This window comes from Methylomonas sp., assembly GCF_023228165.1.
GTDB lineage: Bacteria > Pseudomonadota > Gammaproteobacteria > Methylococcales > Methylomonadaceae > Methylomonas.
This window is the reverse complement of sequence record NZ_JALOBS010000049.1, coordinates 1-14,420: the sequence shown is the minus strand read 5'-3', so window position 1 is coordinate 14,420 and position 14,420 is coordinate 1. Positions and strand designations below refer to the sequence as shown.

The window sequence follows — 14,420 nt, the reverse complement described above, 5'->3', positions numbered from 1 at the left end:
ATGGGCTTTAAAACACAATCTGAGGATCAGTATGCCGTCAGCGAAATCAACGTCACGCCGCTGGTCGACGTGATGCTGGTACTGGTGATTATTTTACTGGTGACGGCGCCTTTATTGACCCAATCGGTCAACGTGGCCTTGCCCAAGACCGCCGCCACCCAGCCGGATACCGAAAAACAACCCATGCAACTGGGCCTGGATGCGGAAGGCCGGATAACCTTGAACAAACAGACGGTCGCCGACCTAACCGAATTGGAATCCAGCTTAACAAACGCATTATTACTGGACCCGGAACTGAGCATTCACGTTTACGCCGACCAAACGGTCAATTACGGCAAAGTGGCCGAAGTAATGGCGACAGTGCAGCATGCCGGCATCGCCAAGCTGGCGTTTGTCACTCAAGAAGAATAACCGCAAAATACAGCTGCGGCATTTCACACAATTCGTCCCAACTCAGACTGCGCGTAGCAAGCCAAATCAGTTGCAAACCCTTGCTACGCAACGTCTGCCCTGATTTGGCGGAAAAATTGCTTAATAATTTTCGGTCACATTAGCCGATTTTTCACCGCATGCTCAGATTCAGCCAAAATGATGCCACAACACTGATAGAAAGCCACCGCGATGAGCTGCTGGGCTTTCTGCTCAACCGCGTCAATTGTCCGGACATCGCCGCCGACATTCTGCAGGATGCTTTCTTTAGGCTCACCCAATTCGAGTCCGAAACCAAAATTCACAACCCACGGGCTTTTTTATATAAAGTCGTGGGCAATCTGGCCATAGACCATCTGCGTAAAACCAACCGCGAACAAACCCGGCATGCCGACGAAACCGAGTTGGCCGACCACGCCGATACCGCGCCCAGCCTGGAGCGGCAACTTTACAGCCAGCAACAACTGGCACACCTGAAACTAGCCGTCTCGGAATTGCCGCCGCGTTGCCGGGAAGTATTCATCCTGCACAAATTCAAACATTACCCGTACTCGCAAATCATGCGCGAGCTGGGTATTTCCGAAAACACCGTACTAAAGCATATCGTCAAGGCCATGGAATACTGCCGGCGGCGCATGCTAGAACTGGAAACGGATAACACTCTTGACCCGTAAATCTCTGGCTCTGCCCCGGTTAATGCTGCAAAATAGCGCCAGCGAAAATTAAAATGGATAATCAGCCAGGGCTGAAACGTCTTACCATAAACCTATATGATTAAATCCATACCAGCTTCCCAACCTCTCCCGGTCGAACAACAAGCCATGCAGTGGCAGGCCCGGCTCTGCTCGGACCTGCTTAGCGACCGGCAGCGCCTCGAGTTCGAAACCTGGCTGGCCGAACGGCCGGAACACGCGGCTGCCTGGCAATCCATCAACGATTTCTGGACAGGCCTGGATGAACTGACACTGGCGGATATTACCGACGACAACAACGCGAAAATACCGGAATTCAACCCGCCGAAAACCGCCAAATCAAGCCCAAGGCACCTCAAAACCGGCCTGGCATTGGCTGCATCGCTGTTACTGTCTCTGAGCCTGATCTACCAACAACTGGATTTCTATCTGGCCGACTATCGAAATAGCGTCGGCCGGCAACAACAAATCGCCTTGGCGGACGGTTCCAGCATCTTACTGAATACCGCCAGCGCCGTTTCCGTGGACTTTTCCGAGCAACAGCGCACCGTCACCCTGCACGACGGCGAGGCTTACTTTACGGTGGCGGCCGATCCCAATCGGCCGTTTGTAGTGCAAACCGCTGCCGGCCGGATTCAGGCCTTAGGCACCGCCTTCGACGTCAAACTGCAGGACGGGCATGTCAGTGTCACCGTATTCGAGCACGCGGTGAAAATCACCAACGCGGCGGGCCAAGTTGTGCAAAAACTGGCGCAAGCCCAGCAACTGGATTTTAGCCGGGATAGCTTGGCGACGGCGGCCCCGGTCAATTTACAACGCGCCGCCGCCTGGCATAAACAACGCATGGTGTTTCAGGACCAACCTTTGGCCACGGTGGTCGCCGAACTGGAGCGCTACCGCCCCGGAAAAATCCTCATCCTCAACGATGCCATCAAAAACCTGCCGATCACCGGCGTGTTCGGCATCACCGATACCGACATCGCCCTGCAAGCCATCGCGCAAAGCCTGCCGGTCAAGGTCCGCAAAATCAGCGAGCATTTGGTGTTGTTGTCCGCGAAATAGTAGGGGCGAATTCATTCGCCCCTTAAGGCCCGCAAAGGGCGATTGAAATCGCCCCTACAAAATCCTTTCGAATAAATTTCCTACCGGAATGGATACTCTGTCTTTGCTGCATCGTCTTTATCTGTAAGTGACTCATTGCCATGCCGGCAAACGGGACACTGCCTTTTCCACGGATTCATGCAAACGGAGCACAGATGACAGCCAATACCGCAACCCTCGCCGCAAAACGGGTATCCAAACCCCAACCCGGCAAACACCACCCCCGATCCGCCGCCGTATCAGGACTGTGCGCAGGAATACTGCTGCTGACCGCACAGTCGCAAACCGCTTGGGCAGCACCCGACAACGCCGCCTCGGAACAACTCACACACTTTGCCATTCCGGCCGGCTCCCTGTCCGACGCCCTGCTGCAATTTTCCGAATCCAGCGGCCAAAAGGTATTGTTCAATGCCGACCTGGTGCGGGGTTTGCGCAGCGGCGGTCTGCAAGGCCGGTTTAGCGTGCCGCAAGCCTTGCAGCGCCTGTTGAGCGGTAGCGGTTTGGTGCCGCGGGCAACCGGTAGCGGTAGCGTGACATTGGAAAAAGCGGCGGTGACGGAACCGCAATCGAGCGCTACCATGCCGGCGGTAACGGTGACGGGTAGGAATGTTTATGATGCGACTGATCCTTATAACCCGGATTACAGTTTGCCGAATGCCTCCACTGCTACCAAGACCGATACGCCGGTTATGGAAACCCCGGTTTCTATACAAGTAATTCCAAAAGCGGTATTAGCGGACAAGCAATCAATGACCTTGCCGGATGCCGTCAATGGCCATGTCAGTGGTGTACTCGGCCGAACGGGTGGTGGTTTCCTGTATGACAACTTCATCATTCGCGGCCTTTCCGGCTCGGGTTTTGGCGACGCCTACCGCAATGGCTTATACAACCGCCAAGATATTTACGATATCGCCAACATCGAACAGATCGAGATCCTAAAAGGGCCCGCTGCAGTGCTTTACGGTCGAATCGAACCCGGCGGCCTGGTGAACTATGTGACCAAAAAGCCGCTGTATACACCCTATTATTCAATTCAGCAGCAGTTTGGTTCCTATGATCAGTACCGCACCTTGTTTGATGCGACCGGACCGATTGACGACAACAAAACACTGCTGTACCGATTAAGTGGATCGTACACCGACAACCAATCGTTCAGAGACGATGTCGGCAACCAACGTTTTTTTGTCGCACCCGTTGTTACCTGGCGGCCCAGCGAAAAGTTCGAAACCAATCTGGAACTGGAATATAAACATGATTGGTTCAATGCCGATTACGGCATTCCCGCCATCGGCAACCGCCCGGCGGCCATCCCGATTACTCGAACTCTGAAAGACGGCCCGCAACGGCAAACGATGGAAAGTACCTTAGTCGGTGCGGATTGGACCTACCACTTCAACGACGATTGGAAGATCACCCAGCGCTATTTATTCAAAGATTGGTCGCTGACTGGTCCGACGTTATTCAATTACGGCGGCTTGCAGGCCGACAACCGCACCCTCAACCGCTCAGCACAAATTTTCGGGCAGGATGTCATGACTCATTCAGGCAATATCGATTTAAACGGGAAATTCGAGCTATTTGGAACCAAACACAATCTGTTAATCGGCGCGGATGGGTTCTACGCCACTACTGAATCGGCGGCTATAAGCGGTCCGGCACCGTCGATTGATATATTCAATCCGATTTACGGACAGGTCGACTTTGGCGCGCTGACAAACCCGAATGGCTTCTTCTATCGCAAAGAATCTTGGTTGGGTGGCTATGTTCAGGATCAGATAACCTTCTTCGACAAGCTGCATCTTTTGTTGGGCGCTCGTTACGATAGCGTGACGACAGGCGCCCTTTTTACCCCAGCTTCGCTAGCGGCGGCCAAAGCGGACCGGGTAGCTCAGCATGACGACGCATTCAGTCCGCGACTGGGTTTACTGTACCAAATACAGGATTGGCTATCGATCTACGGCAACTACACCACGTCTTTCAGTGCCAACAATGGCGTGAGTGTCAATGGAGCAAAATTCGATCCGCAGCGCGGGAAACAATATGAAATCGGCCTTAAGGCCGAAACGCCCGACAAACGTTTTTCCTCCACGCTGGCCTTTTTCGATATAACCAAGAGCAACCTGCTCACCGACGATCCCAACCAAGCTGATCCCAATTTCCAGATCCTAGCCGGAAAAGTCCGAAGCAAAGGCATCGAGTTGGATATCGCCGGCCAAATTACCGATCAACTACATTTGTTGGCAACGTATGCTTATACGCAAGCCAATTACACCGAAGACTTCAACGGATTAAAGGGTAACCGCTTGGAAAACGTGCCTATGCATCAGGGTAGCTTGTGGGGTACCTGGCAATTCAATGAAGCTTTTAAAACGGGTTTGGGCGTCGTTGCGGTCGGCAGCCGTCCGGGCGATCAAAACAACACTTTCGTCATGCCAGGCTATGCACGACTCGATGCGATGGCGGCATACATCCACAAGATCGGCCATGATCGGTTGACGGCGCAGTTGAACATCAACAACCTCCTGGATAAGGATTATTACGCCAATTCAAGCGGTAGTAATCTAAGTGCGTTTCCAGGGGCACCTATCAGTGTGTTTGGTTCGTTGAAATATGAATTCTAAAGTCAGCCCGCGTAGGTTGGGGTGAGGTAACGAACCCCAACATTTTTAGCCTTAAAATCATCGGTAACTTTGATGTTCTGTTGCCGATCGTTGGAGGGTGGTTTTGCGGTTGTCGTGTTGGGGTTCCTATCGTCACCCTATATATGGACTCCTCCTCAATTGCAAGCCAAGATTGCCGAAAATAATGTTTCCAACAGAGATCGAGATTGCAGCCATATATTCGGTCTCTTGGTGAAGGTGCTTGATTGACCTTCGGACCTTGATGAATCTATCCGCGCGCTTTTGTCTCTACCAGTTTGTAGGTCGGGTTAGGCGCTAGCCGTAACCCGACATATCGGCTCGGAATTGTCGGGTTACGCTCTATCGAGCTAACCCGACCTACGAAACTGATTTATCGTTCCCACGTTCCAGCGTGGGAATGCAGCCCGGACGCTCTGCGTCGTTTGTAAACCAATGATTCCTTGCCGCGAAGCCTCGTAGATACGCACCGCGTACCTTAATTGATACCGTTGAGCATGTTTGATGTTGGGAAATGGTATGTGGTGCATACCCTACGCAGCCAGGATCGGGGTTTGCAACCCCGCAACCATTTCGCCAATCAAATCCAACCCAGGGTGGGGTTTTTCCGCTTTCAATCGTCTTACAGCATGACGGCCGCTAAAACGCCGAATCGAAACCGACATGCTGGAGTCGTTATGAAAATTCGCCCCTTTTGGGTATTGGCCCACCGTTACGCCGGGTTGGCGATGACGGTGTTTTTGATTATCGTCGGCCTGACCGGCAGTCTGCTGGCGTTTTACCGCGAGCTGGAACAGGCCATCAATCCACAACTGCATATCGAAGCCAACGGTCGCCCGCCGCTGGATATGATGACCCTGATTGAAAACGCCGAACGCTTGGCGCCGCAAGCGCGGGCCGATTCGGTCTGGCTGAATCCGGGGGCTGCGGATATTTCGGTTTCCCCGCGCCGCAACCCCGTCACCGGCCAAGCTTACGAACTAGACTACACCCAGCTGATACTTAACCCCTACAGCGGCGAGGAGCTGGGCCGGCGCAGTTGGGGAGACATTTCGCAAGGCCTGACCAACCTGATGCCTTTCGTGTACAAACTGCATTATGCGCTGGCGCTGGACGAATGGGGCGGCTGGATTCTGGGGATTACCGCCTTGGTATGGACGCTGGATTGTTTCGTCGGTTTTTATCTGACCCTGCCGGCGGCAAAACGCCATCTCCCGCCGGAAGAAACAAACTCCTTATCCCAACAGGCCGCAGCCAACCGTTCATTCTGGCAACGCTGGCGACCGGCCTGGCTGGTGAAATGGCGCGGCTCCAACTATCGGATCAATTTCGATTTGCACCGAGCCGGCGGGCTTTGGCTATGGATGGTGCTGTTGATTTTCGCCTGGTCCAGCGTGTTCATGAATCTGGGCGACACGGTGTATAAAACCGTCATGCAAGCGGTCAGCGAGTTTCATCAACCCTGGACGGAAATTCCGGATCTGCAGAAGCCGCTGCAGAATCCGGCCATCGGTTGGCGAGAAGCTTACCGGATCGGCCAACAGGCCATGGACCGTGCCGCCATAGAACAAGGGTTTCAGGTGGAAGCGCCGATGGGCATGTGGCTCAACCGGGCCAAAGGTTTTTATGTTTACAATGTTCGCAGCAGTGCCGACATCCAGGATAAATTCGGCCAGACCAAAGTGGTAATCGATGCCAACAGCGGCGAAGCAAAAATGTTGCTGCTGCCCAGCGGCCAATACAACGGCAATACCGTCACCACCTGGCTGATGGCCTTGCATATGGGCAATGTGTTCGGCCTGCCTTACCGGATATTCGTCTGCATCCTGGGCTTGGCGATTGTGATGCTATCGGTCACGGGGCTGGTAATCTGGCTGAAAAAGCGTCGGGCCAAAGCCTTTCACGACAACCGGCACATGCAGCGCCAACTGCGCTAAACTTATTCACCATTCCATTTCGCTAATAAACAGGAGCTTTTATGAAATTAAACGTGTTGACCTTGACCGCTGTTATTGGATTAAGCTTTTTTGCAACGGTGTCTTACGCCGGTGAACTTGCAAACGGCGGCTGGCAACCCAGCGACTGCGGTGCCAAACCCGCCGCACCGCAAGTCGACGCCAGCGATGTGGATAGTTTCAACAAAAGCGTCGCCGCCATCAACGATTGGCAACAACAAGCCAAGCTGTACTTCGAGTGCTTGATTAAAGAAGCCAATACCGATAACAACACCATCGCCGAATCGGCCAATCGAGAGCAGGCCGCTTACCGGCAATCCGTCGAAGCCATAGCCGCAGAAGCGGATGCCGCCAAGAAAAAGCTGGATAAACGCTAATTCCACTTTGCCAAATTTAAAAACTGCCGTCATGCCCGCCGGAAAGCGGGCATCCAGTGCCATGGATGGTAAGCTTCAATCCATCCATGAGGTCTGGATTCGCTTCGCGGTCTGACGGCTCCGGCAAGCCCTGCCGGAATGACGAGTAGCTGCACGAATCTAACAAAGTAGCTCATCGCGGCTAAAGCCGCTCCTACCAGGAAATCTATTTCGGTAAGTTGTTGCCTACTATATCCAAAGAGACGCAAACCAGCGCCTGCCATCTAACCGCTATCGCAGCAATGCGGCCCGCGACTGAATTAATCTCAAACCCGTTAGGCCGAAATAAATCAGCACTTCATAAGGGCGAATGTTTCCGGCAAACCGCTGAAGCAGGCCGGAGTCGGCCAAGGAGAGACCGCAAACGCCTGTGGCAATAAGCCGCATGTTGGCGTCATAAAAAATTGTTAGAGTTAGCGCGCGCTTTGAATCTTAAACCGAATCATTATCAAAAACTAAAATGGACTTTTTTCAAGCACGCGGATGCGATTTTTTCCCCCTTCACAAAGTCGGAAATAGTTTTGTCGACACCTCGACAGCGGCTACCGGCCGCCAGCAAAGCGCACCAACAACCCGCGCTGATCGCAAAGAAGGCTCGATTAACCCGACAGTATTGTTTTTTATCGTCCTAACGGTGAGTGGCCTGCATCTGTTCGGTTTGAAATATTTTTTCTACCCGGACCGGCCCGAACAATCGCCGCCTAAACCTATCCTCATGGACGTTGCGATGCTAACGGTACCGGCCGTCAAACCGGAAGTAGCCCCTACTCCGCCGCCACCCCCGGCCCAGGCAAAACCGCCGCATAAAAAAAAGCAGCCCAAACCCAAACTGAAAAAGAGTTCGCCGCAAATGCCGCCCGCCGATTTCTCGCTGGAGGATCAAGTGCTTGATCTGCAACCGCTGGAATTCAACACCGCACCCGATTTCACCATCGCCGATCCCAGCCGGGACACCAAAGCCGAGGCTCAACCGTATACGGCAGCCTATCTCAATGCCGAATACGACAAAAATCCCAAACCCGATTATCCCAGCATGGCCAGAAGCCGTGGTTGGCAGGGTAAAGTGATACTGCGGGTACAAATCAGCGCAGTCGGCAAGGTCGAAGCGGTTGCCGTGGAACAAAGTTCGGGTCACGATCTGTTGGATGAATCGGCTGTGACAGCCGTGCGGGACTGGCTGTTCGTACCGGCCATGCAGGCTAATCAACCGATAGCCAGTTCGGTGTTGGTGCCGATCATTTTTAGCTTGCAAGATGCATACATAGTCGGTTGAGCATCTGTCACAACCTTATCCGCATAGTCGACGGCCCGCTTCAGAAAATACCTTACCGTTGCTAATGTGGGATATCACCCACACAAGAGCAAGGCGCTCCGGCTCCGAACTTAGCCGAACCGGAAAAACCTGGCCTTTCTGGTGCATGGCTTAAAATTTGCTCTGGTAAAACCGTGTTTTATTGCCACGCCGATTTTCCTGTATGGACACCATCACGGAACCCAATTTAATCGCCAGCTTTCTGCGCCATCAAAAAGAGCTACAGCAGTTTTTGACCTATAAAGTCGATTGCGCCGAAACCGCCGCCGATTTGATTCAGGAAACCTATCTGCGCATCGCCCGGCATACGGCGGACACCGACATAGCCAACCCGCGAGCCTTCCTGTTTCGGGTTGCCGATAATCTGGCCCTGGATCATCTGCGCGGCAAGGCCAGACAAAACAAACGCGACGGCGGGCAGGTAAGCGACGAGATAGCCTGTCATCAGCCGCAACCGGATAGCGCCTTGGTAGGGCAACAGCAAATGGAACTGTTCGAAAAACTGATTTACCAACTGCCGCCGCAATGCCGCACGGTGTTTTTGCTGTGCCGGGTGGAAGGCAAAAGCTATTCCGAAATCGCCGCCGAACTGGGCATCTCGCCCCGCACGGTGGAAAGCCATATGTATAAAGCCTTGAAGTTTCTGAAAGATCGCGTCGATTTCTTTTAACTCGACACAATCCAGATCATGCCGCTTACCCCTACCCTGAAATCATGGCATCATGCCGACTCTCGCTTAACGCTTTGACCGCTTTCATCATGTCTCAAAAACCCCAGACACTACCATCACCCGCATCGATTTCCGACCAGGCCAGCGCCTGGTTCGCCCGCTTGCAGGCCGACGACGTCAGCAGCGAAGAACGTAGCCGTTTTCAGGAGTGGTACCGGGCCCAACCCCAACACGCCGAAGCGTACGACAAAACCCGCAAACTGTGGAGCTTGCTGCAAATGCCGGCGGAGCAGGTAAATGGCCGGATACGGGGCGAACGCTTAAATGCTACCCAAACCCAAAACAGCGCAACGGCAGACTACGCCGCAGAACCGGCCATTAGTTCCGGACCAGAACAATTCGATAACCCGACCCGTCCGCTGAGCGGAGCCGAAGCGAACCCCCCAGGCAAACCTAGCCGAGGTATAAGCACGTTTGTTTATCTGAGCCTGTTGTTGCTACTGGCCGGCTGGCAATGTCCCCGACAACTGCAAAACTGGCAAAGCGACTACCACACCGCCGCCGGCCAGCAACTTAGCCTCGACCTGGAAGACGGCTCGCGCCTGACCTTGAATACCGATACCGCGCTGGCGGTACATTTCAGCACACAGCAACGTCGCCTCGAACTGCTGCGCGGCGAAGCCTATTTTGAAGTCGCGCCTAATAAACACCGGCCGTTCATCGTCGACGGCGGCGATGCCGAGGCCCGCGCGGTCGGCACTGCCTTCAGCGTCAGGAAACAATCGCGGAATCTACGGGTTGCCGTCAGCGAAGGCACCGTCGAAGTCAGTGCCGACAGCGCCTCTACCTTGGTACGCGCAGAGCAACAGGTCGATGTTGTTCTGCATCGGCTTCAACCGGTACTTAACACCGCCAACGACGATGCCTTTGCCTGGCAGCGCCGGCAAGTGGTGTTCAACCGCCAGCCTTTGGCCGAGGTACTGGATGAGGTCAACCGTTACCGGGCCGGCCGCATCGTCGCCGTCAATCCTGCCTTGGCCGAACGCATGCTCAGCGGCGTGTTCAATATCGCCGACGCCGGCGCCGTGACGGAGGCTTTGCAGGCAACGCTGCATGCTCAAGCCGTCAAGCTACCGGGCGGCTTGGTGTTATTGTATTGATGTAGGGGCGAATTCATTCGCCCTGAAAAGCCATGACCAAGCCGGAGGGCGAATGAATTCGCCCCTACCGCTAAAAATAATTTCATCGCCACTAAGGGTAAACCCTAACCCGCATCGTCTTTGTTGGAGACACTGTTCATCAATCAAGGCGTTGCCCGACGGGCCGCATCGTCGCCGTCAATCTGCCGGGCGGCTTGGTGCTGTTGTATTGACGTAGGGGCGAATTGATTCGCCCCTCGCCTTGGCTGGTTTTGTCAGGGCGAATGAATTCGCCCCTACCGCTGAAAATAATTTCATCGCCACTAAGGGTAAACCCAAACTCGCATCGTCTTTGTTGGAGACACTGTTCATCAATCAAGGAGTTTGACCCGATGCAATTTTCAGACACAGACCGATTAACCGGGCTGGCAATCGCCGCCTTACTGCTCCCAACGCTAAGCAGCGCGGCGGAACCCGCCAGCGTTGGCTTCGACATCCCCGCTCAATCGCTAGCCGGCGCCCTAACCCGCTTCTCCGCCGCCACCGGTTTGCAGGTACTGTACGACGGGGACTTGGCGCAAAACATCGGCGCCCCGGCGTTAAAAGGCAACTATAGCGCCGAACAGGCTTTGCGCAAATTGTTGCAAGGTTCCGGCTTGAATTACCGATTTAGTAACGGCAATACGGTGACGTTGGAGAAGGCGGCTACGGTGGCGCCGCAATCGGCTAATACGATGCCACCAGTAATGGTAAATGGTAAGGTCATTTACGATCCAACCGATCCTTACAATACAGATTACCGACGGAGTGACAGTTTTGCGGCCACCAAGACTGATACGCCTATCATGGAAACTCCGATGTCGATTCAAGTTATTCCTAAACAAATACTGAAAGACCAGCAGGCGATTCGGATCAAAGACGCGCTGAAGAATGTCAGCGGCGTATTCTGGGCGACCGATCCGATGTACGAGGGCTTCCAGTTGCGCGGCTTTCAAACAGACGGCACGACAACGCTTTATCGCAACGGTTTGCGTATTAGGCGCGCGCAGCACGAAGTCGTCAACCTGGAACAGCTCGAAGTGCTGAAAGGTCCGGCTGCTGCCATGTATGGACGTATCGAACCGGGCGGACTGATCAATGTGGTGACCAAAAAGCCGTTGGAAACGCGCTATTATGCGTTGGAGCAGCAGTTTGGCTCTTACGACATGTATCGGACCACCATTGATGCCACGGGCCCGATCAATGACGACCATTCGTTGTTGTATCGCTTCGATGCGGCCTATCAAAACAATGAACTATTTATCGACAAAATGGATCAGGAACGGGTCTTCGTTGCGCCTTCGCTGAGCTGGAAGCCTAGTGATCGAACCGAAATCAATTTGAATCTGGAGTATCAGTACGATACCCGCACCAGTTATACCGGGATTCCGGTCTTGGGTAACCGTCCGGTGAATGTACCCGTCTCTCGTTTTTACGGTTTCGGAACCGATAACGACACTTCCGTGTTTGAAAAAGTGCTGGTGGGTTTAGATTGGTCGCACCAATTCAATGATGACTGGAAAATTCAGCACCGCTTTCACTTTTACAACCTGGACTATCAAATCTTGAATTCATCGGCGATTCCAGGGCCGGTGAATCCGAATACCCTTACGGCGACTCGTCTTGTCACATTCAGGCCAATCGACGAAACCGATACCGTGGCGACCAGCATCGATCTGACCGGTAAATTCGAATTATTCGGCACCCGCCATCAGGTATTGGCAGGATTCGATTATTTTTGGGAAAAGGCCGAAAACAAAGGTTTTTTCCGCAATCCGGCGCCGGCAAGCCATCGACCCGTGGTTGATGTTTTCAATCCGGTTTATGGACAGGTACCGTCATTTGCAGCCAGCGATTTCAACCAATTCGGCACATTCACGCAATCTTGGTACGGCACGTATTTTCAGGATCAAATCACCTTATTCGACAAGTTGCATATCATGGGTGGCGGACGTTATGACTGGGCAACCCGCGGCAACGGCTCGTCGACCGCTTCACTGGAAGCCGCCAGAACCAATGAGACGGAAATCAAAGACGAGGCCTTCAGTCCGCGTGTAGGCGTGGTCTATCAACCCTGGCCCTGGCTTTCTCTGTACGGAAATTATGTCGAATCGTTCGGTAGTGCGAACACCGCGCTGGCATCCACCGGCAAACCGCTCGACGCCGAAACCGCTCAGCAACAAGAAGTCGGCTTCAAAGTGGAACTATTCGATAAAAAATTACTGACCACGGTAGCCTTTTACGAATTAACCAAACAAAACATTGCTACCGCCGATTTAACTAATCCTAGATTTTCCGTGCCGACTGGAGAAGCCCGCAGCCGCGGTATAGAAGTGGATGTTTCAGGCCAAGTGACCGACGGCCTGAGCTTGATTGCATCCTATGCCTACACGGATGCTGTGATTACTAAGGACAATCGCGGCAATCAAGGACACAAACTTTGGAACGTTCCCAATAACTCAGGGAGTTTGTGGGCCAAATACTCGGTGCAAGAATCGTTCTTACGTGGTTTAAATTTCGGCGCTGGCGCCTATATCGTCGGCGAACGGGAAGGCAATAACGCCAACGACTGGCAGATGCCGGGCTATGTCAGAGTCGATGCCCTGATCGGTTATGCCTGGAACGTGGGGCAATCAAAAGTGACCACGCAGCTTAACGTCAATAACCTACTGGATAAAACGATATACGAGACTTCCGCGTTTAACGGCTATCTGACCCAACCCGGCGCGCCGCGTAATTTCATGGGCTCGATTCGTGTCGAATTCTGAGTTTACAGCTGGGGTTTCGTAGGTCAGGGTGCGCGTAGCGTTCCCTGACTTTGGGCATTGATAGGTCACGTAACCGCTAACACGGCAACGTGACCTCCTATTTTTAAAGATCATCATGAGTAGCCAAGTCATTGAAACGGAATCGGTACATCGCACTGAATTGAAAGATTGGCGTTTGATCCGATTAAAAGCCCGGCGCCGATTATGGCTGGAAGTGCATCTCTGGCTCGGACTGATACTTGGCTTCTTGCTGACTATTTACGGCATCACCGGCAGCATACTGGTGTTTTACGCCGAAATCGACGAATGGCTCAATCCGGCGATGTTGGTGGTTAATAAACCGGAACACGGCGGATATCGGCTTCCTGCGGACATTTTCGCCGCCGGTAAACAGGCGATGCCCAAGCATGCCAAACATACCTTCGCAACCTATCCGCGCAACGACACGGCTGCTGTAAAACTGCGGTTTACTGTAGAGGATGAAAAAGGCGTGACCGAGCGTTGGCTGGTCGGCGTTGATCCCTATACGGCACGAGTCACCGGCAAGCGAATGAACGGTCGTTCAGACCAATGGCTACCGAATATCTTTGTCGAGCTGATGTTCGAACTGCATTACGCGCTGCTGATTCCGTCGCACGACATCAGCACCGTCGTGGTCGGCGTTTCAGCAGCATTATTGATGATTTCTACCTTGACCGGTCTGATCGTCTGGTGGCCCTTGACCGGCAAATGGTGGCAGGCGCTGACGTTTAAATCCGGAGCAGGCAAGGTGCGTTTCAATTACGACCTACATAAAATCAGCGGTTTTTACACGGCGCTGGTGATGCTGCCGGTGCTGTTCTCCGGCATCTACATGATATTGCCGCACAACGTGGTGCCGGTGCTGGAATTATTTTCGCCGGTGACATACCGTTACTGGTTTCAGTCCACGCCGCCGGCTCAAAATCCGCAGGCCATCGGCATGGATCAAGCGGTTGAGATTGCGTTACGGCAATATCCCCAAGGCCGGCCGCACTGGATTTACGGCGCCGCCGAGCCGACCAAAACCTATACAGTTTGCCAGAACGGCGTCAATGCGCCGGGCAGCCTTTTGCAACGCCGCTGCACGGTAATCGACCGTTACTCGGGTAAAATCCTCGACCTGGACGACCCCAGCCTGCCGACCGCAACGGCCGGCGAAGTGTTCACCCATTGGCAATGGCCGTTGCATTCCGGTCAAGCCTTCGGCATGACCGGGCGGATTTTAGTGTTCATCACCGG

Annotated in this window: 11 protein-coding genes; all 11 read left to right on the top strand. The window is 53.6% G+C overall.

The genetic code is table 11. From position 1 onward, the window contains the following. Positions 1 to 411: a biopolymer transporter ExbD gene (locus tag M0R33_RS22675; protein WP_292574249.1), complete on the top strand. Its 411-nt coding sequence runs from the start codon at positions 1 to 3 to the stop codon at positions 409 to 411. A gap of 158 nt (positions 412 to 569) precedes the next feature. Next, a complete protein-coding gene (locus tag M0R33_RS22670) occupies positions 570 to 1,103 on the top strand; it encodes an RNA polymerase sigma factor (protein ID WP_292574248.1) in 534 nt (177 codons plus the stop codon). A gap of 96 nt (positions 1,104 to 1,199) precedes the next feature. Further along, a complete protein-coding gene (locus M0R33_RS22665) occupies positions 1,200 to 2,183 on the top strand; it encodes a FecR family protein (RefSeq protein WP_292574247.1) in 984 nt (327 codons plus the stop codon). Positions 2,184 to 2,377: 194 nt separating this feature from the next. Continuing rightward, positions 2,378 to 4,843 carry a TonB-dependent siderophore receptor gene (locus tag M0R33_RS22660; protein ID WP_292574246.1) on the top strand — a complete coding sequence of 822 codons (2,466 nt, stop codon included), beginning with the start codon at positions 2,378 to 2,380 and terminating at the stop codon, positions 4,841 to 4,843. Positions 4,844 to 5,538: 695 nt separating this feature from the next. Beyond that, entirely contained in the window at positions 5,539 to 6,798 is a 1,260-nt protein-coding gene (locus M0R33_RS22655; RefSeq protein ID WP_292574245.1) for a PepSY-associated TM helix domain-containing protein, read from the top strand. 41 nt (positions 6,799 to 6,839) lie between these two features. Continuing rightward, positions 6,840 to 7,193, top strand: coding sequence for a hypothetical protein (locus M0R33_RS22650; RefSeq protein WP_292574244.1), 354 nt, complete (start codon positions 6,840 to 6,842; stop codon positions 7,191 to 7,193). 499 nt (positions 7,194 to 7,692) lie between these two features. Then, a complete protein-coding gene (locus M0R33_RS22645) occupies positions 7,693 to 8,505 on the top strand; it encodes an energy transducer TonB (protein WP_292574243.1) in 813 nt (270 codons plus the stop codon). Positions 8,506 to 8,707: 202 nt separating this feature from the next. Next, positions 8,708 to 9,214 (top strand): RNA polymerase sigma factor, encoded by a 507-nt coding sequence (locus M0R33_RS22640; protein WP_292574242.1) that lies wholly within the window; start codon positions 8,708 to 8,710, stop codon positions 9,212 to 9,214. 89 nt (positions 9,215 to 9,303) lie between these two features. Beyond that, positions 9,304 to 10,374, top strand: coding sequence for a FecR family protein (locus M0R33_RS22635; RefSeq protein ID WP_292574241.1), 1,071 nt, complete (start codon positions 9,304 to 9,306; stop codon positions 10,372 to 10,374). Positions 10,375 to 10,745: 371 nt separating this feature from the next. Beyond that, complete coding sequence (locus M0R33_RS22630; protein WP_292574240.1) at positions 10,746 to 13,160, top strand: TonB-dependent receptor; 2,415 nt, start codon at positions 10,746 to 10,748, stop codon at positions 13,158 to 13,160. A gap of 115 nt (positions 13,161 to 13,275) precedes the next feature. After that, positions 13,276 to 14,420 (top strand): PepSY-associated TM helix domain-containing protein (locus M0R33_RS22625; RefSeq protein WP_292574239.1); only part of this gene is annotated, 1,145 nt, incomplete at its 3' end.